The sequence below is a fragment of the Pedococcus sp. P3_C7 genome, assembly GCF_056402615.1.
On record NZ_JBFUHC010000009.1, the window covers coordinates 274102 to 300191 of the forward strand.

Here is a 26090-nt window from a genome sequence, read left to right on the forward strand (position 1 = left end):
CTCAGGCGACGTCGAACCGGTCGAGGTCCATGACCTTGGCCCAGGCCGCCACGAACTCCTGCACGAAGCGGTCTCCCGCGTCGTTGCTGGCGTAGACCTCGGCGAGGGCACGCAGCTCGGAGTTGGATCCGAACACAAGGTCTGCCCGGGTGCCCGTCCAGCGGACCTCGCCCGACGCGCCCCGACCCTCGAACGTCGAGGCGTCCTCGGACGTCGAGCTCCACTGGGTGCCGAGGTCCAGCAGGTTGACGAAGAAGTCGTTCGTCAGCGTGCCGGGGGCGTCGGTCAGGACGCCGTGCCGCGAGCCGTCGTAGTTCGCCCCGAGGACGCGCAGGCCGCCGACGAGGACGGTCATCTCCGGGGCGCTCAGGGTGAGCAGGTTGGCGCGGTCGACGAGCTGGTACTCGGCGCCCAGCCGTGAGCCCTTGCCGGCGTAGTTGCGGAAGCCGTCGGCCCGGGGCTCGAGGTAGGCGAAGGACTCGACGTCGGTCTGCTCCTGGGTCGCATCGACCCGACCCGGCGTGAACGGCACCTCGACCGTGTGACCCGCTGCCTGCGCAGCGTGCTCGACGCCGACGCCGCCCGCGAGCACGATGAGGTCGGCGAGCGAGACCTGGCGCCCGCCACGCGAGTTGAAAGACTCCTGGACACCCTCGAGCGTGCGCAGCACGGTCGCGAGCTGTGCGGGGTTGTTGACCTCCCAGCCGTTCTGCGGGGCGAGCCGGATGCGGGCACCGTTGGCGCCGCCGCGCTTGTCGCTGCCACGGAAGGATGACGCCGCAGCCCACGCCGTGGACACCAGCTGGGTCACGCTGAGTCCTGTCTCGGCCACGAGCCGCTTGAGCTCGGTCACGTCCTCAGCCGTCACCACCTCACCGGTCGGCGCCGGGAGCGGGTCCTGCCACAGCAGGACCTCGCTGGGCACCTCGGGACCGAGGTAGCGGGCCAGTGGGCCCATGTCGCGGTGCGTCAGCTTGAACCACGCACGGGCGAAGGCGTCGGCGAACTCCTGCGGGTTCTCGAGGAAGCGGCGCGAGATCTGCTCGTAGACGGGGTCGACGCGCAGGGCGAGGTCGGTGGTGAGCATGTTGGGCGCGATGCGCCTGGACGAGTCGTGGGCGTGGGGCGTCGTGCCCTCACCGGCGCCGTCCTTGGGCTTCCACTGGTTGGCGCCCGCGGGACTCTTGGTGAGCTCCCACTCGAAACCGAACAGGTTCTCGAAGAAGTTGTTGTCCCACTGCGTCGGGGTCATCGTCCAGGTGACCTCGATACCACTGGTGATGGCGTCGGGGCCCGCGCCGGTGCCGAAGCTGTTCTTCCAGCCCAGGCCCATCTGCTCGAGTCCTGCGCCCTCCGGCTCGTCGGAGACGTGTGCCTCGGGGTCGGCCGCACCGTGGGTCTTGCCGAAGGTGTGGCCGCCGGCGATGAGGGCGACGGTCTCCTCGTCGTTCATCGCCATCCGCTTGAACGTCTCGCGGATGTCGCGGGCCGACGCGAGGGGGTCGGGGTCCGCGTTCGGGCCCTCCGGGTTGACGTAGATCAGGCCCATCTGGACGGCGGCGAGCGGGCTCTCCAGCTCGCGGTCACCGGTGTAGCGCTCGTCCCCAAGCCACTCGGTCTCCGGACCCCAGTAGACGTCCTCGTCGGGCTCCCAGACGTCAGGGCGACCACCGGCGAAGCCGAAGGTCTGGAAGCCCATGGACTCGAGGCTGACGTTGCCGGCCAGCACCATGAGGTCGGCCCATGACAGGTTGCGGCCGTACTTCTTCTTCACCGGCCACAGCAGGCGGCGGGCCTTGTCGAGGTTGGCGTTGTCCGGCCAGCTGTTGAGGGGCGCGAACCGCTGCTGACCAGCACCGGCGCCGCCGCGGCCGTCCTGCACGCGGTAGGTGCCCGCGCTGTGCCAGGCCATCCGGATCATGAGCGGGCCGTAGTGGCCGAAGTCGGCCGGCCACCAGTCCTGGGAGGTGGTGAGGAGCTCGGCGATGTCGCGCTTGACCTCGGCGAGGTCGAGGGAGCTGAACGCCTGGGCGTAGTCGAAGTCCTCGCCGTAGGGGTTCGCGACGGCGGGGTTCTTGGCCAGGATCCGGAGGTTGAGGCGCTCGGGCCACCACCCCCGGTTGCCGCCGCCCTGGACGGGCTCGGGGGCCCGTCCGTGCACGACAGGGCACTTCTGCTCGCTCTCGTTCATCTCGGCGAGCTGGGTCTCGTGGTCCCCGGTCTGGCTTGCGCCATGGATTTCGTTGTCGGACATTGCTTCCTTCCGGACGTGGTGTCGAGGGTTCAGGCGGTTGGGTGGTCAGGCTGTGGGTTGCTCAGGCGCTGGGATTGCGCGGGCTGGAACAGGTGGCGCACAGGCCCCGGTAGACGACCTCGGCCTCGTCGATGGTGAAGCCGTGGTCGTCCGACGGGGCAAGGCAGGGGGCTGCGCCGACGGCGCAGTCGACGTCGGCGATGGCGCCGCAGGACCGGCAGACGACGTGGTGGTGGTTGTCGCCCACGCGGGACTCGTACCTCGCCACCGAGCCGGGCGGCTGGATGCGGCGCACGAGGCCGGAGCGGGTGAGGGCGTGCAGGCAGTCGTAGACCGCCTGGTGGGAGACCTCCGGCACGTCGCGTCGCGCCGCGGCGATGAGCGAGTCGGTGTCGGAGTGGGGGTGCGCGTGCACCGCACCGAGGACTGCCACCCGGGGCCGCGTCACCCGCAGGCCCACGTCCCGCAGCATCTGCGGGAGGTCGCCTGCGCGGACGACGGACGGTGGGGTCACGTCCCGGAGTCTGGCCCGGTTTCTGGAACGAGTCAAGAATTCTGGGACGGCTGTCCCAGCCTGCGGAACAACTCCCGCGCGGGTGCCCGCGCCCGGCCGATAGCATCGGTATGCCGCGTGCTGACGTCCGCACGCGGCATACCCAGTCATCCACCCCAGGAGTGAGCACCGTGTCTGCCGAGATCACCGTCACCGTCGCCGGAAGCGAGCGATCGGTGCCGGAGCAGACGACTGCCGCTGAGCTCTTCGAGGGTGACCGCGCCGTGCTCGTGGCCCGGGTCAACGGTGAGCTGCGCGACCTCGCCCACGCCCTCGCAGAGGGCGACGTCGTCGAGCCCGTGACCGCGCAGGAGCAGGACGGGCTGGACGTGCTGCGGCACAGCGCCGCCCACGTCCTGGCCCAGGCCGTCCAGGAGCTCAACCCCAAGGCCAGGCTCGGCATCGGACCGCCGGTGCGTGACGGGTTCTACTACGACTTCGACGTGGCCGAGCCGTTCCAGCCCGACGACCTCAAGGCGCTCGAGAAGGTCATGCAGCGCATCGTCAACGAGGGCCAGACCTTCGTGCGCCGCGAGATCAGCGACGCCGACGCTGCCGTCGAGCTCGCCGACGAGCCCTACAAGGTCGAGCTCATCGGTCTCAAGGGTGGCGCGGCCGGCGAGCAGGCAGAGGGTGCGGACGTCGAGGTGGGGGGCGCGCAGCTGACCATCTACGACAACCTCAAGCGCGACGGCTCACGCGCCTGGGGCGACCTGTGCCGCGGCCCGCACGTGCCCTCGACCAAGGTGCTCGGCAACGCCTTCAAGCTGATGCGCAGCGGTGGCGCCTACTGGCGGGGGAGCGAGAAGAACCCCCAGCTGCAGCGCGTCTACGGCACCGCCTGGCCCACCAAGGACGAGCTCAAGGCCTACCTCGACCGGCTCGCCGAGGCCGAGCGCCGTGACCACCGCAAGATCGGGGCGGAGCAGGACCTGTTCAGCTTCCCCGACGAGCTCGGGTCTGGCCTGGCCGTCTTCCACCCCAAGGGCGGGGTGATCAAGCGGGAGATGGAGGACTACGTCCGCCGCAGGCACATCGAGGAGGGTTTCCAGTACGTCGGCACCCCCCACATCAGCAAGGACGGGCTGTTCCACACCTCGGGGCACCTGCCCTACTACGCGGACACCATGTTCCCGCCGATGGAGTTCGAGGGCACCGAGTACCGCCTCAAGGCGATGAACTGCCCCATGCACAACCTCATCTTCCGCTCGCGCGGTCGCTCCTACCGCGAGCTGCCGTTGCGGCTGTTCGAGTTCGGGTCGGTCTACCGGTTCGAGAAGTCCGGCGTCGTGCACGGCCTGACCCGCGTGCGTGGCATGACCCAGGACGACTCGCACTCCTACGTCACCGCCGAGCAGGCACCGGGCGAGATCAAGCACCTGCTGAACTTCGTGCTCTCGCTGCTGCGCGACTTCGGCATGGACGACTACTACCTCGAGCTGTCCACCCGCGAGACCGAGGGCGACAAGAAGGACAAGTTCATCGGCTCGGACGAGCAGTGGGAGCACGCGACCGACGTCCTGCGCGACGTCGCCACCGAGTCCGGCCTCGAGCTCGTCCTCGACCCGGGTGGCGCGGCCTACTACGGCCCGAAGATCTCGGTGCAGGCACGCGACGCGATCGGCCGCACCTGGCAGATGTCGACCATCCAGTACGACTTCAACCAGCCGGAGCGTTTCGGGCTGGAGTACCAGGCGGCCGACGGCTCCCGGCAGCAGCCGGTGATGATCCACTCGGCGAAGTTCGGGTCGATCGAGCGCTTCCTCGGTGTGCTCGTGGAGCACTATGCGGGCGCGTTCCCGCCCTGGCTCTCACCCGTGCAGGTGCTCGGGGTGCCCGTGGCCGACGAGTTCTCGCCCTACCTGCACGACGTGGCGGACCAGCTGCGCCGCAAGGGGATCCGGGTCGAGATCGACGATTCCGACGACCGGTTCCCCAAGAAGATCCGCAACGCGTCGAAGTCCAAGGTCCCCTTCGTGCTGATCGCCGGGGACGAGGACCGCGGTGCCGGCGCGGTGTCGTTCCGCTACCGCAACGGCGAGCAGAAGAACGGGGTGCCCGTCGACGAGGCGATCGCCGAGATCGTCGCCGCGGTCGAGGCCCGCGTCCAGGTCTGACGGACGATGACCGACGCGCTCGAGCCCGACACCGACTTCGCCGGGGTGCAGGACGGCTTCGAACGGCTCTGGACACCGCACCGGCTCGCCTACATCACGGGGGAGCGGCCGAGCGAGGACGCGGGTGACGGCTGCCCGTTCTGTGTCGCCCCGGCCAAGGACGACCAGACCGGCCTCATCGTGCACCGCGGCGTGAGCTGCTACGTCGTCATGAACCTGTTCCCCTACAACCCCGGCCACGTGCTCGTGTGTCCTTACCGCCACGCCTCGCTCTACGTCGACCTGACCGACGAGGAGACCACGGAGTTCGCCTTGCTGACCAAGCAGGTCATTGCCGCCATCGACACTGCCTCCGGCCCGCACGGTTACAACATCGGCATGAACCAGGGGGCGGTCGCCGGTGCGGGTGTGCAGGCCCACCTGCACCAGCACATCGTGCCGAGGTGGGGTGGCGACTCGAACTTCCTGCCGGTCATCGGACAGACGAAGGCGCTGCCGATGCTGCTCGAGGACGTGCGCTCACGGCTCGTCGCAGCGTGGCCGGGTGCGGCAGGCGCTCCAGCGGCAGGAAGCTGAGCAGGCACACCACTAGCGGCAGGAAGTGGATCTTCAGCATGACGTAGGTGCTGAGGTGGAAGCCCGCCCAGAAGAGGAGCGCGGCGTACAGCGCCTTTCCCCTGAGCCACAACAGGACCGGTGAAGTGAACTCGGCCACGAGCACGATCCACTGCAGGGCGTGCGTGAGGGTCGGATGGGCGCCCACCCAGGGACCGATGCCGTTCGGCCGTCGGGTCAGCGCCCAGATCAGGGTGGCTCCGTTGGCCCAGCCCCTGCCGCCGAAACGCATCTTGGCGCTGGCCGACAGGAAGTAGATCGACACGGCCCCGATCTGCACCATGCGGATCGCCCAGCCAGCGGCCTGCGACCTCACGTCGACATCGCGCAGGCGGGCCCGCCCGACCGTCGGCAGCACGAACAGCGCGACGACCAGGGCGAAGTGGTCGTGGTCGACCTTGGAGTAGGAGAAGGCGTTGCTCACCCAGTCGAGCATCCCGACCGCGCAGACCCATCCCGCCAGCCGCGGCAGCCGGCCCGTGAAGGCGACCGCGGAGCTCACCAGGATCACCGCCAGGAGCACCCTGACGTAGGTGTGCGACGGCGCGGGCAGGAGCAGCAGCGAACGCACCTCGAGGCCGCGGTAGAGGCTCGGCGGGACGTCGCCGTGGGGGATGGGGTCGGTCACGATCCACAGCACGTCGAGCCACACGAAGGCGTAGACGGCGAGCCGCAGCCACGCCACGCGCGCGAGCGAGATCTCCGGCGCGAGGAACTTCTCGACGATGGAGCGTTCGACGGCAGGGCGTTCCATCGGGGAGTGTTCCAGGCGGCTCACGGCGCACCACCAGGTATGCCGCTCGGCTGGGGACGCAGCGGGTGGCGGACCTGCCACGTGGCCAGGGTGCGGACGGTGGCAGCCCCCGTGCCGATCTGGGTTGAGGTGTTGCGCAGGTAGAGGACCGCGTAGGCCGCCTCGCGCGGGAGCCGGCGCGCATGCAGCACGGCGATGTCCTGGAGGAGCTCGGGGCGCTCGATGATGCGGGGGGCCTGTCCTTCGATCTCGGCGCGCTCGATGCCGATCTTCTCCTTGGACAGCGGCACCCGCACCACTTCGCCGTCCACGGTCAACGCATCCAACTTCAACGAGTTGATGACCCCGTCGTTCCGCACCGAGAACGCGTACTGCGACATGGGGGCGAAGGGCCACCAGCTGTCGTTGCCCACCCAGGTCCCCAGACAGACCGTCGTCACCACGGCGGCGGTCACGGCCAGCCGCCACAGCACGGCATACGGGCCGAGCCGGGTGGTCGGCCCCCTCATGCTCCCCTCACGCGGTCATGGTCCCATGCGGGTGACAGACTGAGGACATGGACATGGTGACGGGGAGCGAGCGGGGCCTGCTCATCTTCGACGGCGACTGCGGGTTCTGCACGACCAGCGCGCGGTTCGCCACGCGCTGGGTGGACCGCCGCGACCGCTACGACGTCCAGCCGTGGCAGCAGGTGGAACTCGGTCGGTTCGGGCTCACCGAGCAGGACTGCATCGAGGCGGCCCAGTTCGTCCGCCCGGACGGGACCGTCGTGGCCGCCCACCTCGCCATCGCAGAGGGGCTCAAGCAGGGAGCCCCGTTCTGGCGGCCACTCGGCCACCTCGTCACACTGCCGGGCATCAGCCGGCTGGCTGGTCGGGTCTACACGTGGGTGGCCGACCACCGCTACGCGCTGCCGGGAGGCACTCCCGCCTGCGCGCCCACACACGTGTCCGTCAGCGGTTCTGCGGGGACGGCGGCTCGGTCTCAGTAGGCTGACCCCACCATGCTCAACAAGTACGCACGCGCCCTCTTCACGAAGATCTTCACGCCGGTCGCCCGACTGTTCCTCAAGCTGGGGATCAGCCCGGACGTCGTGACGATCGTCGGCACGCTCGGCGTCTGCGTCGGCGCGCTGGCCTTCTACCCCCGGCACGAGTTCTTCTGGGGCACCATCGTCATCACCCTGTTCGTCTTCTCCGACACCGTCGACGGCGTGATGGCGCGGATGTCCGGCCGCTCCGGCAAGTGGGGCGCCTACCTCGACTCCACGCTCGACCGCGTGGGCGACTCGGCCATCTTCGGGGGCCTCGTGCTCTGGTATGCCGGCAGCGGCGACGACTTCCTGATGGCCGGGCTGGCGCTGGCCTGCCTCATCCTCGGCAGCGTGGTGTCCTACGCCAAGGCACGGGCCGAGGGGCTGGGCTTCACCGCGAACGTCGGGATCGCGGAGCGCGCCGACCGGTTGGTCGCCGTCCTCGTGGTGACCGGACTGGTGGGTCTGGGGCTGCCCGAGGTCGTCCTCGCCGTCGTACTCGCCCTGCTCGCCGTCGCCAGCCTCGTCACGGTGTTCCAGCGCATGCTGCTCGTGCGTCGGCAGGCCCTGGTCGAAGCCTCCTGAGCGGCCACGCGACGTGACCGGCTTCGGCGACCTCCTGGCCGTCAGCGGCTACCGCCTCGGGTGGGGCACTGTGCGTCGGCTGCCCGAGCGCACGGCATACACAGTCTTCGAGCAGATCGCCGACCTGACGGTGGCTCGTGGCGGCAAGGGCGTGCAGCGCCTGAGGAGCAACTACGCGCGGGTGCGCCCCGAGCTCGACGGCGCGGAGCTGGACGCACTGGTGCGCGAAGGGATGCGCTCGTACCTGCGGTACTACTGCGAGGCCTTCCGGCTGCCCGACCGCACCCCGGAGCAGATCGCGGCGTCGGTGCGGGTCGAGGGGGACGGGCCCGTGCGGGCCGAGCTCGCCGCGGGCCGACCGGTCGTGTGCTTCCTCGGCCACCTCGGCAACTGGGACCTGGCCGGAGCCTGGGGCACCAAGGAGATCGGTCCCGTCGTCACCGTCGCCGAGCGGCTCGAGCCCGAGGAGGTGTATGCCGAGTTCCTCGCCTTCCGTGAGTCGCTGGGCATGACGATCCTGCCGCTGACGGGCGGGGGCGACGTGTTCGCGCAGCTGCGGGGGCACCTGACGAAGCCGGTGCTCATGCCACTGCTTGCCGACCGCGACCTGACCGACCGGGGCATCGAGGTCGACCTGTGCGGTCACCGTTCGAAGATGGCGGCGGGTCCGGCGGCGCTGTCGCTGGGCACCGGTGCGGCGCTGCACCCGGTCTCGATCCACTACGAGCGAGTCGAGGGGTCGAGCTGGAAGCACCGCATCGTGATCACCTGGCACGACCGGGTCGAGGTGCCGGCGACCGGCACGACACGGGCCAAGGCCGTCGCGATGACGCAGCAGTGCGCCGACGCACTCGGCGCCGCGATCGTGGAGCACACCGCCGACTGGCACATGCTCCAGCGGGTGTTCCTCGAGGACCTCGAGCCGCGACCCGAGCAGTCAGCGCGACCCGGCCAGGCGCAGGGGAGCTGGCCGTGAGGATCGGCATCGTGTGTCCTTACTCCTTCGACGTGCCCGGCGGGGTGCAGTTCCACGTCCGCGACCTGGCCGAGCACTTCCTGGGGCAGGGGCACCACGCCTCGGTCCTCGCCCCGGCCGACGAGGACACCCCGCTGCCCGACTACGTCGAGTCGGTGGGCCGAGCCGTTCCCGTGCGCTACAACGGCTCGGTGGCCCGGCTGAACTTCGGGCCGCTGACCGCCTCGCGGGTCGGGCGCTGGCTCGAGGCGGGCGACTTCGACGTGTTGCACATCCACGAGCCGGTGACGCCCAGCATCGCCCTGCTCGCGCTGTGGTCGGCGGAGGGCCCGGTCGTGGCAACCTTCCACACCTCCAACCTGCGGTCGCGGGCGATGCAGGCTGCTTACCCGCTGCTGCGCCCGAGCCTGGAGAAGATCAACGGGCGGATCGCCGTCTCCGAGGACGCCCGGCGCACGGTCACGACCCACCTGGGTGGTGACGCGGTCGTCATCCCCAACGGCGTCAACGTGGCGCGGTTCGCCGACGCCGTGCCGGCTGCCAGGTGGACCGGCACCGAGTCGGCGCCCACGATCGCCTTTCTCGGGCGGATCGACGAGCCCCGCAAGGGTTTGCCCGTGCTGGCGGCGGCGATGCCCGCGGTGCTGGCGAAGCATCCCGGAGCCCGAGTCCTGGTCGCGGGACCGGGTGACGTCCAAGCCGCTCGCGAACGCCTCGAACCGTCCGTGGCGGCTGCCACCGACTTCCTGGGCATGGTCAGCGACGAGGACAAGGCCGTGCTCCTGTCGTCCGTCGACCTCTACGTCGCCCCGCACACCGGGGGAGAGAGCTTCGGCATCGTGCTCGTCGAGGCGATGAGTGCAGGGGCGCCCGTGGTGGCCAGCAACCTGCCGGCCTTCGTCCGGGTCCTCGACGGAGGACACGCCGGCGCGACCTTCACCAACGAGGACAGTGCCGACCTGGCCCGACAGCTGCTGCGCCTGCTGGGCGATCCGGGGGAGCGCGAGCGGCTGGGGGAGGCCGGGCACCGCCGGGCCTGGGTCTTCGACTGGTCGGTCGTCGCCGAGGACGTCATGGCGGTCTACGACACGGTCACCCATGGCTCCGAGGACGCGCGGTCGGACCCGGCCGCCGACACCCGGTGGACGCGGCTGCTCCGCGGTCGCAGGGGAGGGGAGGCGTGATGGACTCTCTGACGTGGGGCGTCGTGGTCGTCGCAGTGCTGCTCGGCGTCGCCTGGTACCTCTCCTACAGCGCAGCCCGGCTCGACCGGCTGCACACGCGCGCCGAGGGTGCGTTGTCCGCTCTCGACGCCCAGCTGGTCCGCCGAGCCGAGGCGACGCTGGAGCTGGCCAACTCGGGAGCCCTCGACCCGGCCAGCGCGCTGATGCTGGCGGGCGCCGCGTCGGAGTCCCTGGAGGCCCACAACGAGCGTGCCCTCGAGGAGGACCTCCTCGACGGCCAGAGCTTCGGCGCACGGGAGGTGCTGGAGAGCGACCTGACCGAGGCGCTCCAGGCGGCGCTCACGGCCGACGTGGTGGATGACATCCGGGGGGGTCACGCCGACGCCCTCGGGGCGAGCAGCCTGCAGCGGGTCGAGGCAGCCGGCGTGCGCGTGCAGCTGGCCAGGCGCTTCCTGAACGACGCGGTGACCGACGTGCAGCGGGTCCGCCGCAAGTGGGTGGTCCGCTGGTTCCGGTTGGCCGGCCACGCCGACCTGCCCCGTACCGTCGAGTTCGACGACGAGCTCCCACCCGCCGTGCGGGACTGAGCCGCGGTCGGGACGCCGCGGCATACCAACTAACATTGGTGCCGAAGCGCGTTCCCTGCGCTGCGCCCTGAACAGATCTGGAGTAGGTCCGCCATGTCCGCCGAGAGCAACCCCGTCGAGAGCACAGCCACGCAGCCCACCACCGGCACGTCACGCGTCAAGCGGGGGATGGCCGAGATGCTCAAGGGCGGCGTCATCATGGACGTCGTCAACGTCGAGCAGGCCAAGATCGCCGAGGACGCCGGCGCCGTCGCCGTGATGGCCCTCGAGCGGGTCCCCGCCGACATCCGCGCCCAGGGTGGCGTGTCGCGCATGTCCGACCCCGACATGATCGACGGCATCATCGAGGCCGTGTCGATCCCGGTGATGGCCAAGGCCCGCATCGGTCACTTCGTCGAGGCCCAGGTGCTGCAGTCCCTGGGGGTCGACTACATCGACGAGTCCGAGGTTCTGACCCCGGCCGACTACGCCAACCACATCGACAAGTGGAACTTCACGGTTCCCTTCGTCTGCGGTGCGACCAACCTCGGCGAGGCCCTGCGCCGCATCACCGAGGGCGCGGCGATGATCCGCTCCAAGGGTGAGGCCGGCACCGGCGACGTCTCCAACGCGACCACCCACATGCGCCAGATCCGCCAGCAGATCCGCAGGCTCCAGGGCCTGCCCGAGGACGAGCTGTTCGTCGCGGCCAAGGAGCTCCAGGCGCCGTACGACCTGGTCAAGGAGGTCGCCGAGCTGGGCAAGCTCCCCGTCGTGCTGTTCACCGCGGGCGGCATCGCGACCCCGGCCGACGCCGCGATGATGATGCAGCTCGGCGCCGAGGGCGTGTTCGTCGGCTCCGGCATCTTCAAGTCCGGCAACCCGGCCCAGCGCGCCGAGGCCATCGTGAAGGCGACGACCTTCTTCGACGACCCCGACGTCATCGCCAAGGTCTCGCGCGGCCTCGGTGAGGCGATGGTCGGCCTCAACGTCGACGAGATCCCCGAGCCGCACCGCCTCTCCGAGCGCGGTTGGTGACCGGCCCGTCCCACAGCTGACAGAGCACGGCGCCCGGTGGCCAACCACGGGCTGAACCCGAGCCGCACGATGTCGACCTCACGGAAGTCGCCGATCACGCCCCGCGCGATGAGGGCCTGCACCACGGCATACGCCTCGGGGTGCCGCAGGCTCACCTGCGAGCCGCGCCGCGCCTCCTCGCGTGGCGTCGCGAGCGGCAGGTCGACACCCAGGGCGTCCAGCGCCTCGATGAACAGTCCTGTCAGTGACAGTGAGCGGGCGCGCACCTCCTCGATCGAGAGCCCGTCGTATGCCGTGAGCGCACCTTCCAGCGTCAGCAGGCTGAGCAGGGGAGCCGTGCCGACCCTGGCCCTCGTGATGGTGGCCGCGGGGGCGTAGTCGGTGGACATCCCGAACGGGCTGGCGTGGCCCTGCCAGCCGGACAGGACGTTCTCGAAGTCGCCCAGGTGCTCACGCCGGACGTAGATGAACGCGGGGGCGCCGGGGCCGCCGCTGAGGTACTTGTAGCCGCAGCCCACCGCGAGGTCTGCGCCGCCATCGTCGAGCCCGACCGGCATCGCACCGGCCGAGTGGCAGAGGTCCCAGCACACAAGGGCGCCGACGCCGTGGGCGGCGCGGGTGAGGGCCGGCAGGTCCCACTGCTTACCCGTGCGGTAGTCGACCTGCGAGTAGGCCGCCAGCGCCAGCGAGTCACCCAGCTCCGCGATGCGCGCGGGCGCCTCGGGGGTGGGCACGAGCTCGAGGGTCAGGCCGAGCAGCTCGCAGGCGGACCGGGCGATGTAGACATCCGTGGGAAAGGAGTCGGGGTCGGTCAGCACCGTGCTCCGGCCCGGGCGCAGGCGCGAGGCGGCGACGATGGCCTTGAAGAGGTTGACGGACGTGGAGTCGGTGACGACGACCTGGCCCGGCGCCGCACCGACCAGCGAGCCGATGCGGTCACCGACCCGCTCGGGCGCACCCCACCAGTCCGACTCGTTCCATGCACGGATGAGCTGCTCTCCCCACTGGCGGGCGACCACGTCGGCGGCCGTCTCGGCCGCAGCGACGGACAGGGCGCCGAGGGAGTTGCCGTCGAGGTAGATGACCCCCTCAGGGATCCGGAACGCGCTGCGTCGGTCGGTGGAGGAGTGCTGGGCATCGAGGTCGCGAGCGCGGGTGGTGAGGTCGGTCATGCCCCGAAACCTATAGGTGGGCGGTGCGGTGATGTCAGGGCCTCGACGGCACAGGTTCATGTCCTGGCCAGTCGCGTGGGGGGACGCGATGCCACACCCCGGGCGTGCGGCGCAGGTCCACGACGACCGGCGCTACTCCCCGAGGTCCGGTCGCTCGAGGCCACCTCGCGCACCATGACGCAGTTGCCGAGGCCCTTGGGGCGGTCGTAGCTGAAGCCCTCGCGCTCGTACATCGTGCGGGTGCCGTTGTAGAGGAACGACGAGTTCTTCTTCCGGACGCCACCGGTGTCGTGTGGGTAGCCCTCGACCAGACCACCGCCGGCCCGAGCGATCAGCTCGACCGCTCCACGCAGGGCGATCGACGCCAGGCCCTTGCCGCGGTGGCTGCGCTCGACCTGGATGCAGGTGACCCGGTAGTCGGGGAGTCGCTCGGCCGTGGCGAGGTACTCCTTGCGGTGGTGGATGCTGGGCAGCTCCTCCGGCGTCCCGTACTCCGCCCAGGCGATGGCGAGGTCGCCGTCGTAGACCAGCGCCGCGTGCGCGATCCCCTCATCCACCCGGCGCTTCTTGAACGCGCGGTTGTCCTCGGCGGTGCTGTCCGGCTCCCGGTCCTCCGGATGGAACCAGGTGCACCAGCAGTTGGCGAACATGCCCTTGTTCCGCTCGACGAGCGCGGCGAAGTCGTCGAACGTCTCCGGCGTGAGCGCCCTGATCGTGTAGTCGGACATGCCTGAAAAGTACCCCTGCTCGGGGTCCAGGAACCGCTCGACGCAAGCGTCAGCCCCGCGCTCCCGGCTCCCGGGCAGGGGGCAGCGCCATGAAGAGCACGGGCAGGTGGTCCTCGGGCAGCCACCACGGGCGGCCCTCGCCGACCACCTGCCACCCCGTGCGCCGGTACAGCTCGACGGCCGAGGTGGTCTCCCGCACGACGTCCAGGACAGGTGTCCGGCCCGACTCGCGGATGGCCGCGACCGCGGTCGCGAGAAGGGCCTTCCCGACACCCCTGCCGACGGTCGTGTGATCCACGAAGAGGACCGCGACCGCCGCGAGCTCCTCCCGTGGGCGGCCGGTCCCCGCGATCCAGAGGTCGGCCTCCATCCCCGGCTCGACCCGCGAGACCGCGACGTGGCCGACCACGCGCCCGCCGAGCTCGGCGACCCAGGCTGCGTCCTCGTCGGCCCGCGCGATGAACGACTCCACCGGGAACGGCAGGGGCCAGCTCTGGGGATACCCCGAGTGCGGCTGCTGGGCGGTCAGGACGTCGGCCAGGGCCGGGATGTCGTCACTGGTGCGCTCGCGCACCACCACCTCTTCGAAGGCGTCAGTCATGGCGCCACCCTAGGTCGGGGCAGGGCGGGGCGTTGCGGCGCTCCCGCCGCCCGTAGCATTCCGGGCGTGACCGAGCAGCCCACCATCGGAGTCCTCGCCGTCCAGGGCGACGTGCGCGAGCACCTGTATGCCGTGGAGCAGGCGGGCGCCCGCGCCACCACCGTGCGCCGGACCTCCGAGCTGGACGCGGTGGACGCGCTCATCATCCCGGGCGGTGAGTCCACGACCATGGACAAGCTGGTCCGCGCCTTCGAGCTGCGCGACCCACTCCGGGCGCGGCTGGCGGCCGGCATGCCGGCATACGGCTCCTGCGCGGGGATGATCATGCTCGCCGACCGCATCGCCGACGCCCGACCCGACCAGCAGACGCTCGGCGGCCTGGACATCACGGTGCGTCGCAACGCGTTCGGCCGGCAGGTGGACTCCTTCGAGGAGGACCTGCACATCCGGGCCATCGGCGGCGCGCCGATGCGGGCCGTGTTCATCCGTGCGCCGTGGGTCGAGGAGGTGGGCGAGGGGGTCGAGGTGCTGGCCCGCGTGGAGGACGGACCTGCCGCAGGTAGGATCGTCGCCGTTCGTCAGGGGTCCCTGATGGCCACCTCCTTCCACCCGGAAGTGACCGGTGACCACCGGTTCCACCAGTTGTTCGTCGAGATCGTGAGAGGCAAGGCATGAGCGGCCACAGCAAATGGGCAACCACGAAGCACAAGAAGGCTGCCATCGACGCGAAGCGGGGCAAGCTCTTCGCCAAGCTCATCAAGAACATCGAGGTCGCGGCGCGCACCGGTGGCGGTGACCCCACGGGCAACCCGACGCTCTACGACGCCATCCAGAAGGCCAAGAAGACCTCGGTCCCCAACAACAACATCGACAACGCGGTCAAGCGCGGGTCCGGTGCGACGGCCGGCGGCGCCGACTGGGAGACCATCACCTACGAGGGCTACGCGCCCGGTGGTGTCGCCGTCCTCATCGAGTGCCTGACCGACAACCGCAACCGAGCGGCTGCCGAGGTCCGCACCGCGCTGACCCGCAACGGCGGCCAGCTGGCCGACCCCGGTTCGGTGTCCTACGTCTTCGACCGCAAGGGCGTCGTCGTGGTCCCCAAGGGCGACAAGACCGAGGACGACATCCTCGAGATCGTCCTCGAGGCCGGTGCCGACGAGGTCAACGACCTCGGCGACGCCTTCGAGATCATCTCCGAGGCGACCGACTTCGTCGCCGTCCGCAAGGCCGTCCAGGACGCCGGGATCGACTACGACTCCGCCGAGGCCTCGTGGGTGCCGAACCTCAAGGTGCCGCTCGACGCAGACGGGGCACGCAAGATGATCCGCGTCATCGAGGCCCTCGAGGACTCCGACGACGTGCAGGACGTGTTCGCCAACGGAGACATCAGCGACGACGTGCTCGCCGAGATCGAGGACGACGACGAGTAGAAGGCGTGTTGCTGCGCCCGAAGGTGCGAACCGGTGTGTAGCGTTCAACCGAACATGTGTTCGGAAACGCATGGTTGTTCGAAAACGCAGTCGGACGTGAGGGAGCAGCTGTCGTGCGCGTACTCGGGGTCGATCCCGGCCTGACCCGCTGTGGCATCGGGGTGGTCGAGGGCGGTCGTGGTCGCCAGGTCCGCCTCGTGGCCGTCGGCGTGGTGCGTTCCCCGGCCACCGAGCCGACCGCCGAGCGGCTGCTCTACCTCCAGACCGAGCTCGACGCGTGGCTCGACCGGTTCGAGCCTGACGCGATCGCCGTGGAGCAGGTCTTCGCCGACGTCAACGTCGCCAGCGTCATGAACACCATGCAGGCCTCGGCGATCCCGCTGCTTGCCGCGGCGCGCAGGGGGCTCCCGGTCCAGCTGCACACGCCGACCTCGGTCAAGGCAGCGGTCACCGGCTCGGGCCGGGCCGACAAGGCCCAGGTGACGGCCATGGTGACCCGGATCCTGCGGATGGAGTCCGCGCCGAAGCCCGCCGACGCCGCGGACGCCCTCGCCATCGCCATCTGCCACCTGTGGCAGGGCCCCGCCGCCACCCGGCTCCAGGACGCCGCCAGGGCGGAGCAGGAACGCCTCCGCTCAGCTGGCCGAGCCGCGGTGGCCCGGTGATCGCCTCGGTCCGCGGACCGGTGCGGCACATCGGTCTCGACCGAGTCGTCGTCGAGGTCGGGGGAGTGGGCATGCTGCTGCACACGACACCGGCCACCGCGTCCGCACTGCACCTCGGTCAGGAGGCGCTGCTCGCGACCACCCTCGTCGTCCGCGAGGACTCGCTGACCCTCTACGCCTTCACGTCCGACGACGAGCGTGACATCTTCGAACAGGTGCAGACCGTCTCGGGCGTCGGACCTCGGATCGCCCTCGCGATGCTCTCGGTGCTGGCCCCCGACCGGCTACGGGCAGCGGTCAGCAGCGCGGACCTCGCGACGCTCACCAAGGTGCCCGGGATCGGCCGCAAGGGTGCCGAGCGCATCGTCCTCGAGCTGCGCGACAAGCTCGGTATGCCGTCCGGTGCGGCGGGTGGCGCGACTGCCGTCCCGGCCGTGGGAGCCACGGCCTGGCGTGACCAGGTGGCCGAGGCCCTCGTGGGGCTCGGATACTCCGCCAAGCAGGCCGACGACGCCGTGTCGCGGGCGGCGGAGGCGGCGCCGGCCGGGGCCGACGTCTCTTCGATGCTCCGCGCGGCGCTGCGAGAGCTGGGGCGCTAGGCCATGGCTGAGGGCTTCTCCTCCGAGATGTTCGAGGACTCCTCGGTCGATGCCACCGCGCGGGTGGTCGACGCCGAGGGCGATGCCGACGAGCGCACCGTGGAGGCAGCCCTGCGACCACGCAGGCTCAGCGAGTTCACCGGTCAGACGCGGGTGCGCGACCAGCTCTCGCTCGTGCTCGAGGCGGCCCGGCGACGGGGGACACCGCCCGACCACGTGCTGCTCTCCGGGCCGCCGGGTCTGGGCAAGACCACGCTGGCCATGCTCATCGGCACCGAGCTGGGGCGGCCGATCCGCATCACCAGCGGCCCCGCCATCCAGCACGCCGGCGACCTGGCGGCGGTGCTCTCCTCGCTCATGGAGGGGGAGGTCCTCTTCCTCGACGAGATCCACCGCATGTCGCGGTCGGCCGAGGAGATGCTCTACCTCGCCATGGAGGACTTCCGGGTCGACGTCATCGTCGGCAAGGGCCCCGGCGCCACAGCCATCCCCCTGGAGCTCCCCGCCTTCACCGTCGTGGGCGCCACCACCCGGGCAGGGCTGCTCCCCGCGCCGCTGCGCGACCGGTTCGGCTTCACCGGGCACCTCGACTTCTACGCTGCCGAGGACCTGGTCACGATCCTCGAACGCTCGGCGCGACTGCTCGAGGTGTCGGCCGACACCGACGGCATCACCGAGATCGCGCGGCGATCGCGCGGCACACCACGCATCGCGAACCGGCTGCTGCGACGGGTCCGCGACTGGGCCCAGGTGCACGGACGCGACGTCGTCGACGAGGAGGCGGCGCATGCCGCGCTGGCCCTGTTCGACGTCGACGACCGCGGGCTGGACCGCCTCGACCGCGCCGTCCTCGACTCCCTCTGCCGGCGCTTCGGAGGCGGACCCGTCGGTCTGTCGACGCTCGCGGTCGCAGTGGGGGAGGAGGCCGACACGGTCGAGACCGTCGCCGAGCCGTTCCTCGTCCGTGAGGGCTTCATCACGCGCACGCCTCGTGGCCGGGCCGCGACGGCCATGGCATGGGAGCACCTGGGCCTGACGCCACCGCTCGGCCACCAACCCCAGCCCAGCCTGCCCCTCGACACCGGCGAGGGTCGCTTCGGCGGGTGACCCGCTCGGGCGGCGTGCCCACGGCATACCTGCACGTGCTCGCCCGTGCTCGCCCCTTCTCGCCATGGGCGAGCAAAGGTCACAATTGGAACGCAGCCACGGTGGGGCACGTTGGTCGGTATGCCGTGCGTCACCTACACTCGGGCGGTCCCCCGGCTGGAGCCGGGGACTTGCGCGTGCCCTACTGCGTGGCGCCGCACCCTGACTGCCCCAAACCGTGAAGGGACTGCTCCATGTCGAATGGCGGCTCGCCCATAGCCAGCCTGCTGATCTTCGCGCTGCCCGTGCTGCTCATCGTCTTCATGGTGTTCAGCCAGCGTCGGCGCCAGCGCGAGGTGCAGTCACTGCAGGCGGCTCTGGCCGTCGGCGACGAGGTCTGCACGACCTCCGGGCTCTACGGCACGATCACGTCCCTCGACGACAGCACCGCCACCCTGGAGATCAGCCCCGGGGTCACCGTCCGCTTCGACCGGCGCGCCATCGGCACCAAGACGGTGTCACCCGGCCCGGCCGCACCCCGCACCACCGAGTAGAGGTCCCTGCACGTGGCAATCAACCCGCACAACCGCAAGCCGCTGAAGATCCTGTCAGCGCTGGCGGCCGTCACCCTCGGCCTCTACGGCCTCCTCTTCGCGGCCACCACCTGGGGTGACGCACAGTGGCAGCCCAAGCTCGGTCTCGACCTCGACGGGGGCACCCAGCTGGTGCTCAAGCCCGTGCTGGTCGGCAACAGCAAGGTCACCAACGAGCAGCTCACCCAGGCGCGGGACATCATCGTCCAGCGCGTCGACGCCAACGGCGTCGCGGGCGCCGAGGTGACCACGCGCAACGGCGAGGACATCGTCGTGAGCGTCCCGGGCACCAGCCTGGACAAGACGACCGAGGACGCCATCCGCAAGTCCTCGCAGATGCGCTTCCGCCCCGTCCTCGCTGCCGCGCCGGGAGTGAACCAGCCGACCCCCACGGGCACGGACACCGGGACGGCCACCGGCACGGCAACGGGCACCGGCACCGCCACGCCGAGCAAGGCTCCCAGCCCGTCCGCCACGGCCACCGGTTCGGCGACGCCGGCCGGCTCCGCCCTGCCCGGGGCGTTCGTCAAGGCCACCACGCCGCCCACTCCGACCGGTTCCGCGACGGGCAGTGCCACGGGTACCTCCACGGCCAAGCCCACGGGCTCGACCGCCGCGCCCCAGAACGCCAGCGACCTGGCGTGGATCACGGCCGACGTCGCGGCTGCGTTCCAGGCGCTGGACTGCTCCGACCCCGCCGTGGTCGACAAGATCGTGGACGACCCGGCGAAGCCGCTGGTCACGTGCAGCGACGACGGCGCAGAGAAGTACGTCCTCGGCCCGGTCGTGGTGAACGGCGACCAGATCAAGGACGCCGCAGCCGGCTACCGACCCCTGTCCAACGGCCAGCCGTCCAGCACCGTCGAGATCACGCTGAGCTTCAAGTCCGAGGGCACCAAGGCCTACGCCGAGGCGAGCAAGCGGATGGTCACCCTCGAGACTCCCCGCAACCAGATGGCCGCCACCCTCGACTCGCGTGTCATCGTGGCGCCGTACTTCCAGGCCGCGATCCTCGACGGGCAGGCCAGCATCTCGGGCCAGTTCACGATCACGTCGGCCCGCGACCTGGCCAACCAGCTCAAGTTCGGTGCCCTGCCCCTGTCGTTCACGCTGCAGACCCGCGACCAGATCAGCCCGACCCTGGGCAGCGAGCAGCTCAGGATGGGTCTGATCGCCGGAGTCATCGGCTTCGCGCTGGTCTTCATGTACTCCCTCGCGCAGTACCGCGCCCTGGGCCTGGTCACCGTGCTGTCCATCGTCATCGCGGCGCTGCTGACCTACGTCGCGATCGCCGTGCTCGGCTGGTCACACAACTTCAGACTCGACATGGCGGGCGTGACCGGGCTCATCGTGGCCATCGGTGTCACCGCCGACTCCTTCATCGTCTACTTCGAACGCATTCGCGACGAAGTGCGTGAGGGACGACCCCTGCGTGCCGCCGTCGACACCGGCTGGCGCCGAGCCCGACGAACCATCCTGGCCGCGGACGGCGTGAACTTCCTGGCCGCGTTCGTCCTCTACCTGCTGGCGTCCTCCAACGTGCGCGGGTTCGCCTTCACCCTGGGCCTCACGACCCTGATCGACCTGCTCATCGTCGTGCTGTTCACCCACCCCCTCGTGGCGATCCTGGCCGGCACCAAGTTCTTCGGCGGTGGACACAAGTGGTCGGGTCTCGACCCGGAGCGGCTCGGGGCCAAGGCACACAAGCCCAGGTATGCCGGGCGCGGACGGGTCGCGATGCCGACCACCGCATCTGCTGTGAGCGACGGGAGCGCACTGTGATCAACTTCGCCGCACTGGGCAACGACCTCTACACCGGCAAGCGGTCCATCGACTTCGTCGGTCGCTACAAGCGGTGGTACGCCGTCTCCGGGGTCTTCGTCCTGCTCGCGATCATCGGGCTGGTCTGGCACGGCCTCAACCTCAGCCTCGAGTTCCGCGGCGGCTCGGAGTTCCGGGTGTCGTCGGTCGCGAGCTCGGCGGACTACGAGGCCAGGGCCAAGGACGCCGTCAGCCACATCCCGACGGCTGGTGCCGCCGAGGTGACCAAGGTCGGCACCGGCACCATTCGGGTGCAGACCGAGCAGCTGGGCGAGTCCGAGATCCGTGCCGTGCAGACGGCACTGGCCTCCGAGTTCAAGACCGACGTCGACAACGTCTCCGCATCGTTCGTCGGGCCGTCCTGGGGTGCCTCCGTGAGCCAGCAGGCCCTCAAGGCCCTGGCTGTGTTCCTCGCACTCGTGTCGATCGTGATGGCGATCTACTTCCGCACGTGGAAGATGGCCGTCGCGGGGCTCGTGGCCCTGCTCCACGACCTTTTCATCACGGTGGGCATCTATGCGCTGGCCGGTTTCGAGGTCTCCCCGGCCACGATGATCGGCTTCCTGACGATCCTCGGGTACTCGCTGTACGACACCGTCGTCGTCTTCGACAAGGTGCGTGAGAACACCACCGAGGCGCTCGGCAACGGCCGTCTCACCTACGCCCAGGCGGCGAACCTCGCCGTCAACCAGACCCTGGTGCGGTCGATCAACACCACGATCGTGGCGCTGCTGCCGATCGCATCGATCCTGGTCATCGGGTTCCTCTTCCTCGGCCCCGGCACCCTGCTCGACCTGGCCCTGGCCCTGTTCGTCGGTATCGCCGTCGGCGCCTACTCCTCGATCTTCATCGCCACGCCGCTGTTGGTGCACCTGCGCCTGAAGGAGCCGGCTGTCGTCGATCTCGAGAAGAAGGCCACCCGCTACCAAGCGCGTCATGGCGGCGTCGTCTCCGCCTCCGATGCCGCTCCGGTCCCGCACGAGCCCGACGCCGAAGAGCTCGCTGCAGCCACCTCCGGCCGCGAGTCGGTCTCGGCGGCGGCACGTTCCGGTGGCGTGGTGCGCGAGACCCACAAGTACGCGACCAGTGGTCCGCGCAACCAGCCCAAGCGTCCGCCGAAGTCTCGTCGATGAGGCGCAGCTCGTCGACGAGATGGAGCCGCTGCGCCCGGGTGGGTCAGTGAGCGACACCCTCGCCGAGCGGGTCTCCGCGCGGTTGCGCGACGTCCAGGACTTTCCCAGCCCGGGGATCCTGTTCAAGGACGTGACGCCGGTCCTGGCCGACCCCGAGGTCTTCGGTGCCGTCATCCGCGACATGGCGGACCGACGCAGGGGCAGCATCGACCTGGTCGTCGGTATCGAGGCTCGCGGCTTCATCTTCGGAGCCGCTCTCGCGCACGAGCTGGGGGTCGGCTTCGTCCCGGTGCGCAAGGCGGGCAAGCTGCCGGGCGACACCGTCGGGCTGACCTACGACCTCGAGTACGGCACGGCGACCATCGAGATCCACAGCGATGCCTTCGTGAGCGGTGAGCGCGTCCTGCTCGTTGACGACGTGCTCGCCACGGGAGGCACCGCCGAGGCGGCCTGTCGGCTGCTGGAGCAGGCCGGTGCCACGGTCGTGGCCTTCGAGACGCTGGTCGAGCTCGGGTTCCTGCCCGGCCGTGAGCGGTTGGCTGGGCGTGAGATCCACGCCACCGTGGTGGTCCCGTAGGCTTTCGGCATGACCGAGGACGTCGTCACCGGACCGGTGCCCACCGGTGCCTCCTCGGCGAACCGCGTCCGCGCCCGCCTGGCCCGCTTCGGCAGCCGCGGAGGTCCGATCAACCCGGTCCTGGAGCCCCTGCTCCAGACAGTCCGAGCCACCCACCCCAAGGCTGACCTGACGGTCATCGAGCGCGCGTACGTCGTCGCCGAGGAGGCGCACCGGGGCCAGACGCGCAAGTCCGGCGACGCGTACATCACCCACCCGCTCGCGGTGACCACGATCCTCGCCGAGCTGGGCATGACGCCGGCCACCCTGGCGGCTGCGCTGCTCCACGACACGGTGGAGGACACGGAGTACAGCCTCACGCAGCTGGAGAAGGACTTCGGGCGCGAGGTGGCGATGCTCGTGGACGGTGTCACCAAGCTCGACAAGGTGACCTACGGCGACGCCGCGCAGGCCGAGACCGTGCGCAAGATGGTCGTGGCGATGGCCCGCGACATCCGGGTGCTGGTGATCAAGCTGGCCGACCGCCTGCACAACGCCCGCACCTGGCGCTACGTCTCGGTGGAGTCCGCGCAGCGCAAGGCTCGCGAGACCCTCGAGATCTACGCCCCGCTGGCCCACCGGCTCGGCATGAACACCATCAAGTGGGAGCTCGAGGACCTGTCCTTCGCGACGCTCTACCCCAAGGTCTACGACGAGATCGTGCGCCTCGTGGCCGAGCGGGCCCCCGCACGCGAGGAGTTCCTCTCAGGGGTGCGGGACCAGGTCAGCGAGGACCTCAGGGGCGCCAAGATCAAGGCGACGGTGACCGGTCGGCCGAAGCACTACTACTCCGTCTACCAGAAGATGATCGTCCGGGGTCGCGACTTCGAGGACATCTACGACCTCGTGGCGGTGCGGGTCCTCGTCGACTCGGTGCGCGACTGCTACGCCGCGCTGGGTGCGCTGCACGCGCGCTGGAACCCCCTGCCGGGGCGGTTCAAGGACTACATCGCGATGCCCAAGTTCAACATGTACCAGTCCCTGCACACGACGGTGATCGGCCCTGAGGGCAAGGCCGTCGAGATCCAGATCCGCACGCACACCATGCATCGCCGGGCCGAGTACGGCGTCGCCGCCCACTGGAAGTACAAGGAGGATGGGACTGCCCCCGCGTCCGGTGCCAAGGAAGGCGAGACCGGCCCCATCAACGACATGGCGTGGCTGCGCCAGCTGCTCGACTGGCAGAAGGAGACCGCCGACCCGGGGGAGTTCCTCGACTCGCTGCGCTTCGAGATCAACGCCCGCGAGGTCTACGTCTTCACGCCCAAGGGCGAGGTGGTGGCCCTGCCGGCCGGAGCGACGCCGGTCGACTTCGCCTACGCCGTGCACACCGAGGTGGGCCACCACTGCATCGGCGGCCGCGTCAACGGCCGTCTCGTGCCGCTGGAGTCGACCCTCGAGAACGGTGACGTCGTCGAGGTGCTCACCTCCAAGGCCGACGGCGCCGGACCTTCCCGCGACTGGCTCACCTTCGTCAAGTCGCCTCGGGCGCGCAACAAGATCAAGCAGTGGTTCTCCAAGGAGCGTCGCGAGGAGGCGATCGAGACCGGCAAGGACGCGATCGCCCGCGCCATGCGCAAGGAAGGCCTCCCGCTCCAGCGACTGCTCACCGTCGAGACCCTGACCGGCCTGGCGTCAGAGCTGCGCTACCAGGACATCGACGCCCTGTATGCCGCGGTGGGCGAGGGGCACGTGTCCGCCCAGCACGTGGTGGGCCGGCTGGTGGTCTCGCTGGGGGGCGAGGAGGGCGCATCCGAGGACCTTGCGGAGGCGACGACGCCGACCCGGTCGATGCGGCGACGCACGGGCGACCCCGGCGTCGTGGTGGTCGGCACTGCGGACGTGTGGGTCAAGCTGGCCCGCTGCTGCACCCCGGTGCCGGGTGACCCGATCATGGGATTCATCACCAGGGGCAATGGCGTCTCAGTGCACCGCACCGACTGCACCAACGCTGAATCCCTTCTGTCGCAACCAGATCGGATGATCGAGGTCGAGTGGGCCCCCTCGTCGGCGTCGGTCTTCCTGGTGCAGCTACAGGTCGAGGCCCTGGACCGCAACCGGTTGTTGTCCGACGTCACCAGGGTGCTGTCCGACCAGCACGTCAACATCCTCTCGGCCTCGGTGCAGACCTCGCGAGACCGGGTGGCGATCAGCAAGTTCACCTTCGAGATGGGTGACCCGAGCCACCTCGAACACGTGATGAAGGCCGTCCGCAAGATCGACGGCGTGTTCGACGTCTACCGGATCACCGGCACCAAGGCCACCGCCGCCAAGGCCTAGCCCCGCGGCACACGAGGGTCGTGGTCTAGGAACCGAACTCGTCGACGTTGCCGCGGGCCTGGGCCAGCCACTGCTCCTGGGCCTCGAGCTTGGCCTGGGCGTCCTTGACCTTCTTCTCGTTGCCGGAGGCCTGCGCCTTGGCCAGGTCGTCCTTGAGCGAGGAGACCGACGCCTCGAGCTGGTCGACCATGCTCTGGGCGCGGGCCGCGACCTCGGGGTTGGACTGCTTCCAGCGCTGGTCGTCGGCGTCGCGTACCGCCTGCTCGATGCGACGCATCCCCTTCTCCATGCGGTCGACGTCGCCCCGGGGGACCTTGCCCGCAGCGTCCCACTTGTCCTGCAGCGTGCGGAGGGCGGCCTTGGCGGTCTCGAGGTCCTTCACCGGGAGGATGTCCTGGGCTTCGGTGAGCAGGGCCTCCTTGACGGCCAGGTTGCCCCGGAACTCCTCGTCCTCCTTGGCCGCGACCTCGTCCTTCGCGGCGAAGAACGCATCCTGGGCGGCCTTGAACCGCTCCCACAACGCGTCGTCGTCGGACCGGGAGGCGCGCCCGGCCTGACGCCAGCGATCCATGAGTCGCTTGAAGGCGCCGGCCGTCTGGCCCCAGTCGGTGCTGGTGGAGAGGGCCTCGGCCTCCTTGACGAGCTCCTGCTTGGCGGCCTTGGCCTCGGCCTGGGTGCCTTCGAGCTGGGCGAAGTGGACCCGACGTGCCTTGTCGAAGGAGTTGCGGGCCTGGCTGAACCGCTGCCAGAGGGCGCCCTCGGTCTCGCGGTCCAGCCGTGCACCCTCGCGCTGGTGCTTCTTCCAGCCGTCGAGCAGCTCGCGCATGCGGGCACCACTGCTCTTCCACTGGATCTTGGCTTCGGGCTGTCCCGCGATCTTCTCGGCTTCGGCCACGATGGCTTCGCGCTCGACCGTCGCCGCGGCTCGGGCTGCGCTGCGTTCGGCGGACTCGGCCGCCTTGCGCGCAGCAACCAGGCCCTCGATCTCGCCCACCTTGGCGTCGAGACCGGCGAGGTCGCCGACGACATTGGCCTCGGCGCAGTGCTCGCGCAGCTTGGCCAGGCCCTCGGCGGCGTCCTTGGCGGACAGGTCAGTGGTGGTCAGCCGCTGGTGCAACAGGTCTGCGGAGGCGTAGAGCTCGTCGTACTTGCGCGCGAAGTAGTGCAGCGCCTCGTCGGGGGTGGCTCCCGGGTAGGCGCCCACCTCCCGCTCGCCATCGGCGGTGCGGACGAACACGGTGCCGTCCTCGGCCGCGCGACCGAACGTCTCCGACGGCGGTCCGGGCGGCGCAGCGACGGTCAGCGCAGCGGGCTGGGCGTGAGCCACCTTGCGCACCGCGGCAGGGGTCGGCACCGGGCCCGGCTTCGGAGCCGGTCGGGGTACCGGCTTCGGTGCGGGAGCGGGAGCGGCTTCGGAGGCAGCGTCGGGCTCGGGTGCAGCCTCGGCCACGGGCTCGGGTGCAGCCTCGGCCACGGGCTCGGGTGCAGCCTCGGGCTCGGGTGCAGCCTCGGGCTCGGGTGCAGCCTCGGCCACGGGCTCGGGTGCAGCCTCGGCCACGGGCTCGGGTGCAGCCTCGGCCACGGGCTCGGGTGCAGCCTCGGCCACGGGCTCGGGTGCAGCCTCGGGCTCGGGTGCAGCCTCGGGCTCGGGTGCAGCCTCGGCCACGGGCTCGGGTGCAGCCTCGGCC

General features: G+C 70.3%; 25 protein-coding genes and 1 pseudogene. 18 read left to right on the plus strand and 8 right to left on the minus strand.

Annotated features, from left to right (window positions below):
• Nucleotide 1 precedes the first annotated feature (1 nt).
• On the minus strand, nucleotides 2–2191 hold the full coding sequence (katG, locus tag AC1DS4_RS14105; protein ID WP_477613426.1) for a catalase/peroxidase HPI: 2190 nt from the start codon (nucleotides 2189–2191) through the stop codon (nucleotides 2–4).
• Nucleotides 2192–2315: 124 nt separating this feature from the next.
• On the minus strand, nucleotides 2316–2726 hold the full coding sequence (locus AC1DS4_RS14110; protein ID WP_477613425.1) for a Fur family transcriptional regulator: 411 nt from the start codon (nucleotides 2724–2726) through the stop codon (nucleotides 2316–2318).
• A gap of 212 nt (nucleotides 2727–2938) precedes the next feature.
• On the opposite strand from AC1DS4_RS14110, the gene thrS reads away from it, so the two are divergent.
• Together thrS and AC1DS4_RS14120 are read left to right on the plus strand one after the other, a co-directional pair.
• Nucleotides 2939–4924, plus strand: a complete 1986-nt coding sequence (gene thrS, locus AC1DS4_RS14115) for a threonine--tRNA ligase (RefSeq protein ID WP_477613027.1) — start codon at nucleotides 2939–2941, stop codon at nucleotides 4922–4924.
• 6 nt (nucleotides 4925–4930) lie between these two features.
• Nucleotides 4931–5500: an HIT family protein gene (locus tag AC1DS4_RS14120; protein ID WP_477613026.1), complete on the plus strand. Its 570-nt coding sequence runs from the start codon at nucleotides 4931–4933 to the stop codon at nucleotides 5498–5500.
• On the opposite strand, the gene AC1DS4_RS14125 is transcribed toward AC1DS4_RS14120, so the two are convergent.
• Nucleotides 5397–6317, minus strand: a complete 921-nt coding sequence (locus AC1DS4_RS14125) for a hypothetical protein (protein ID WP_477623741.1) — start codon at nucleotides 6315–6317, stop codon at nucleotides 5397–5399. The two genes, AC1DS4_RS14120 and AC1DS4_RS14125, sit on opposite strands and share 104 nt — an antisense overlap.
• Nucleotides 6314–6802, minus strand: a complete 489-nt coding sequence (locus AC1DS4_RS14130; RefSeq protein WP_477632186.1) for a hypothetical protein — start codon at nucleotides 6800–6802, stop codon at nucleotides 6314–6316. The genes AC1DS4_RS14125 and AC1DS4_RS14130 overlap by 4 nt, the downstream gene beginning before the upstream one ends.
• Nucleotides 6803–6849: 47 nt before the next feature.
• Here AC1DS4_RS14130 and AC1DS4_RS14135 point away from each other — a divergent pair, with 47 nt between their 5' ends.
• The 6 genes from AC1DS4_RS14135 (at nucleotide 6850) to pdxS (ending at nucleotide 11675) form a co-directional block, all read left to right on the plus strand.
• Complete coding sequence (locus tag AC1DS4_RS14135) at nucleotides 6850–7284, plus strand: thiol-disulfide oxidoreductase DCC family protein (RefSeq protein ID WP_477613023.1); 435 nt, start codon at nucleotides 6850–6852, stop codon at nucleotides 7282–7284.
• Between the two features lie 12 nt (nucleotides 7285–7296).
• Nucleotides 7297–7911, plus strand: coding sequence for a phosphatidylinositol phosphate synthase (gene pgsA / locus AC1DS4_RS14140; protein ID WP_477613022.1), 615 nt, complete (start codon nucleotides 7297–7299; stop codon nucleotides 7909–7911).
• 13 nt (nucleotides 7912–7924) lie between these two features.
• Nucleotides 7925–8887 (plus strand): phosphatidylinositol mannoside acyltransferase, encoded by a 963-nt coding sequence (locus AC1DS4_RS14145; protein ID WP_477613021.1) that lies wholly within the window; start codon nucleotides 7925–7927, stop codon nucleotides 8885–8887.
• Entirely contained in the window at nucleotides 8884–10071 is a 1188-nt protein-coding gene (locus AC1DS4_RS14150) for a glycosyltransferase family 4 protein (protein WP_477613020.1), read from the plus strand. Before AC1DS4_RS14145 ends, AC1DS4_RS14150 begins: the two co-directional genes overlap by 4 nt.
• Nucleotides 10071–10658, plus strand: a complete 588-nt coding sequence (locus tag AC1DS4_RS14155; RefSeq protein WP_477632185.1) for a hypothetical protein — start codon at nucleotides 10071–10073, stop codon at nucleotides 10656–10658. Before AC1DS4_RS14150 ends, AC1DS4_RS14155 begins: the two co-directional genes overlap by 1 nt.
• Nucleotides 10659–10751: 93 nt before the next feature.
• Nucleotides 10752–11675: a pyridoxal 5'-phosphate synthase lyase subunit PdxS gene (gene pdxS, locus AC1DS4_RS14160; protein WP_477613018.1), complete on the plus strand. Its 924-nt coding sequence runs from the start codon at nucleotides 10752–10754 to the stop codon at nucleotides 11673–11675.
• Nucleotides 11676–11776: 101 nt separating this feature from the next.
• Here the strand turns inward: pdxS and AC1DS4_RS14165 are convergent.
• The 3 genes and pseudogenes from AC1DS4_RS14165 to AC1DS4_RS14175 all read right to left on the minus strand — a co-directional run.
• Nucleotides 11777–12907, minus strand: a pseudogene (locus AC1DS4_RS14165) (kynureninase); the annotation flags it as partial.
• A complete protein-coding gene (locus tag AC1DS4_RS14170) occupies nucleotides 12904–13575 on the minus strand; it encodes a GNAT family N-acetyltransferase (protein WP_477613016.1) in 672 nt (223 codons plus the stop codon). The gene AC1DS4_RS14170 and the pseudogene AC1DS4_RS14165, both read right to left, overlap by 4 nt.
• A gap of 49 nt (nucleotides 13576–13624) precedes the next feature.
• Nucleotides 13625–14176, minus strand: a complete 552-nt coding sequence (locus tag AC1DS4_RS14175; RefSeq protein WP_477613015.1) for a GNAT family N-acetyltransferase — start codon at nucleotides 14174–14176, stop codon at nucleotides 13625–13627.
• A gap of 66 nt (nucleotides 14177–14242) precedes the next feature.
• On the opposite strand from AC1DS4_RS14175, the gene pdxT reads away from it, so the two are divergent.
• The 10 genes from pdxT to AC1DS4_RS14225 all read left to right on the plus strand — a co-directional run bounded on the left by pdxT (nucleotide 14243) and on the right by AC1DS4_RS14225 (nucleotide 24402).
• Nucleotides 14243–14851, plus strand: a complete 609-nt coding sequence (gene pdxT, locus AC1DS4_RS14180) for a pyridoxal 5'-phosphate synthase glutaminase subunit PdxT (RefSeq protein WP_477613014.1) — start codon at nucleotides 14243–14245, stop codon at nucleotides 14849–14851.
• Nucleotides 14848–15609, plus strand: coding sequence for a YebC/PmpR family DNA-binding transcriptional regulator (locus AC1DS4_RS14185; protein ID WP_477613013.1), 762 nt, complete (start codon nucleotides 14848–14850; stop codon nucleotides 15607–15609). The genes pdxT and AC1DS4_RS14185 overlap by 4 nt, the downstream gene beginning before the upstream one ends.
• 113 nt (nucleotides 15610–15722) lie before the next feature.
• The gene (ruvC, locus tag AC1DS4_RS14190; protein WP_477613012.1) at nucleotides 15723–16274 is read left to right on the plus strand and encodes a crossover junction endodeoxyribonuclease RuvC; all 552 of its coding nucleotides are present in this window, start codon (nucleotides 15723–15725) and stop codon (nucleotides 16272–16274) included.
• Nucleotides 16271–16873 (plus strand): Holliday junction branch migration protein RuvA, encoded by a 603-nt coding sequence (gene ruvA / locus AC1DS4_RS14195; protein WP_477632184.1) that lies wholly within the window; start codon nucleotides 16271–16273, stop codon nucleotides 16871–16873. The genes ruvC and ruvA overlap by 4 nt, the downstream gene beginning before the upstream one ends.
• Before the next feature lie 3 nt (nucleotides 16874–16876).
• Nucleotides 16877–17980 (plus strand): Holliday junction branch migration DNA helicase RuvB, encoded by a 1104-nt coding sequence (ruvB, locus tag AC1DS4_RS14200; protein WP_477632183.1) that lies wholly within the window; start codon nucleotides 16877–16879, stop codon nucleotides 17978–17980.
• Nucleotides 17981–18213: 233 nt separating this feature from the next.
• Nucleotides 18214–18513: a preprotein translocase subunit YajC gene (gene yajC, locus AC1DS4_RS14205; protein ID WP_477613009.1), complete on the plus strand. Its 300-nt coding sequence runs from the start codon at nucleotides 18214–18216 to the stop codon at nucleotides 18511–18513.
• Nucleotides 18514–18525: 12 nt separating this feature from the next.
• Nucleotides 18526–20334, plus strand: a complete 1809-nt coding sequence (gene secD / locus AC1DS4_RS14210; RefSeq protein WP_477632182.1) for a protein translocase subunit SecD — start codon at nucleotides 18526–18528, stop codon at nucleotides 20332–20334.
• Nucleotides 20331–21506 carry a protein translocase subunit SecF gene (gene secF / locus AC1DS4_RS14215; RefSeq protein WP_477613007.1) on the plus strand — a complete coding sequence of 392 codons (1176 nt, stop codon included), beginning with the start codon at nucleotides 20331–20333 and terminating at the stop codon, nucleotides 21504–21506. Before secD ends, secF begins: the two co-directional genes overlap by 4 nt.
• Nucleotides 21507–21552: 46 nt before the next feature.
• Entirely contained in the window at nucleotides 21553–22083 is a 531-nt protein-coding gene (locus AC1DS4_RS14220; RefSeq protein ID WP_477613006.1) for an adenine phosphoribosyltransferase, read from the plus strand.
• Nucleotides 22084–22092: 9 nt separating this feature from the next.
• Nucleotides 22093–24402 carry a RelA/SpoT family protein gene (locus AC1DS4_RS14225; RefSeq protein ID WP_477613005.1) on the plus strand — a complete coding sequence of 770 codons (2310 nt, stop codon included), beginning with the start codon at nucleotides 22093–22095 and terminating at the stop codon, nucleotides 24400–24402.
• 25 nt (nucleotides 24403–24427) lie between these two features.
• Here AC1DS4_RS14225 and AC1DS4_RS14230 read toward each other — a convergent pair.
• On the minus strand, nucleotides 24428–26090 hold a 1663-nt coding region (locus AC1DS4_RS14230; protein ID WP_477646053.1), incomplete at its 5' end, for a DUF349 domain-containing protein.

Excerpts from the sequence above, each read along its gene's own strand:
- ruvB (WP_477632183.1), top strand. The coding sequence starts at position 16,877 with ATGGCTGAGGGCTTCTCCTCCGAGATGTTCGAGGACTCCTCGGTCGAT.
- AC1DS4_RS14135 (WP_477613023.1), top strand. The coding sequence starts at position 6,850 with ATGGACATGGTGACGGGGAGCGAGCGGGGCCTGCTCATCTTCGACGGC.
- AC1DS4_RS14130 (WP_477632186.1), bottom strand. The coding sequence starts at position 6,802 with ATGAGGGGGCCGACCACCCGGCTCGGCCCGTATGCCGTGCTGTGGCGG.
- AC1DS4_RS14175 (WP_477613015.1), bottom strand. The coding sequence starts at position 14,176 with ATGACTGACGCCTTCGAAGAGGTGGTGGTGCGCGAGCGCACCAGTGAC.
- AC1DS4_RS14225 (WP_477613005.1), top strand. The coding sequence starts at position 22,093 with ATGACCGAGGACGTCGTCACCGGACCGGTGCCCACCGGTGCCTCCTCG.
- pdxS (WP_477613018.1), top strand. The coding sequence starts at position 10,752 with ATGTCCGCCGAGAGCAACCCCGTCGAGAGCACAGCCACGCAGCCCACC.
- katG (WP_477613426.1), bottom strand. The coding sequence starts at position 2,191 with ATGAACGAGAGCGAGCAGAAGTGCCCTGTCGTGCACGGACGGGCCCCC.
- yajC (WP_477613009.1), top strand. The coding sequence starts at position 18,214 with ATGTCGAATGGCGGCTCGCCCATAGCCAGCCTGCTGATCTTCGCGCTG.
- pgsA (WP_477613022.1), top strand. The coding sequence starts at position 7,297 with ATGCTCAACAAGTACGCACGCGCCCTCTTCACGAAGATCTTCACGCCG.
- AC1DS4_RS14155 (WP_477632185.1), top strand. The coding sequence starts at position 10,071 with ATGGACTCTCTGACGTGGGGCGTCGTGGTCGTCGCAGTGCTGCTCGGC.
- AC1DS4_RS14170 (WP_477613016.1), bottom strand. The coding sequence starts at position 13,575 with ATGTCCGACTACACGATCAGGGCGCTCACGCCGGAGACGTTCGACGAC.
- AC1DS4_RS14110 (WP_477613425.1), bottom strand. The coding sequence starts at position 2,726 with ATGCTGCGGGACGTGGGCCTGCGGGTGACGCGGCCCCGGGTGGCAGTC.
- AC1DS4_RS14120 (WP_477613026.1), top strand. The coding sequence starts at position 4,931 with ATGACCGACGCGCTCGAGCCCGACACCGACTTCGCCGGGGTGCAGGAC.
- AC1DS4_RS14185 (WP_477613013.1), top strand. The coding sequence starts at position 14,848 with ATGAGCGGCCACAGCAAATGGGCAACCACGAAGCACAAGAAGGCTGCC.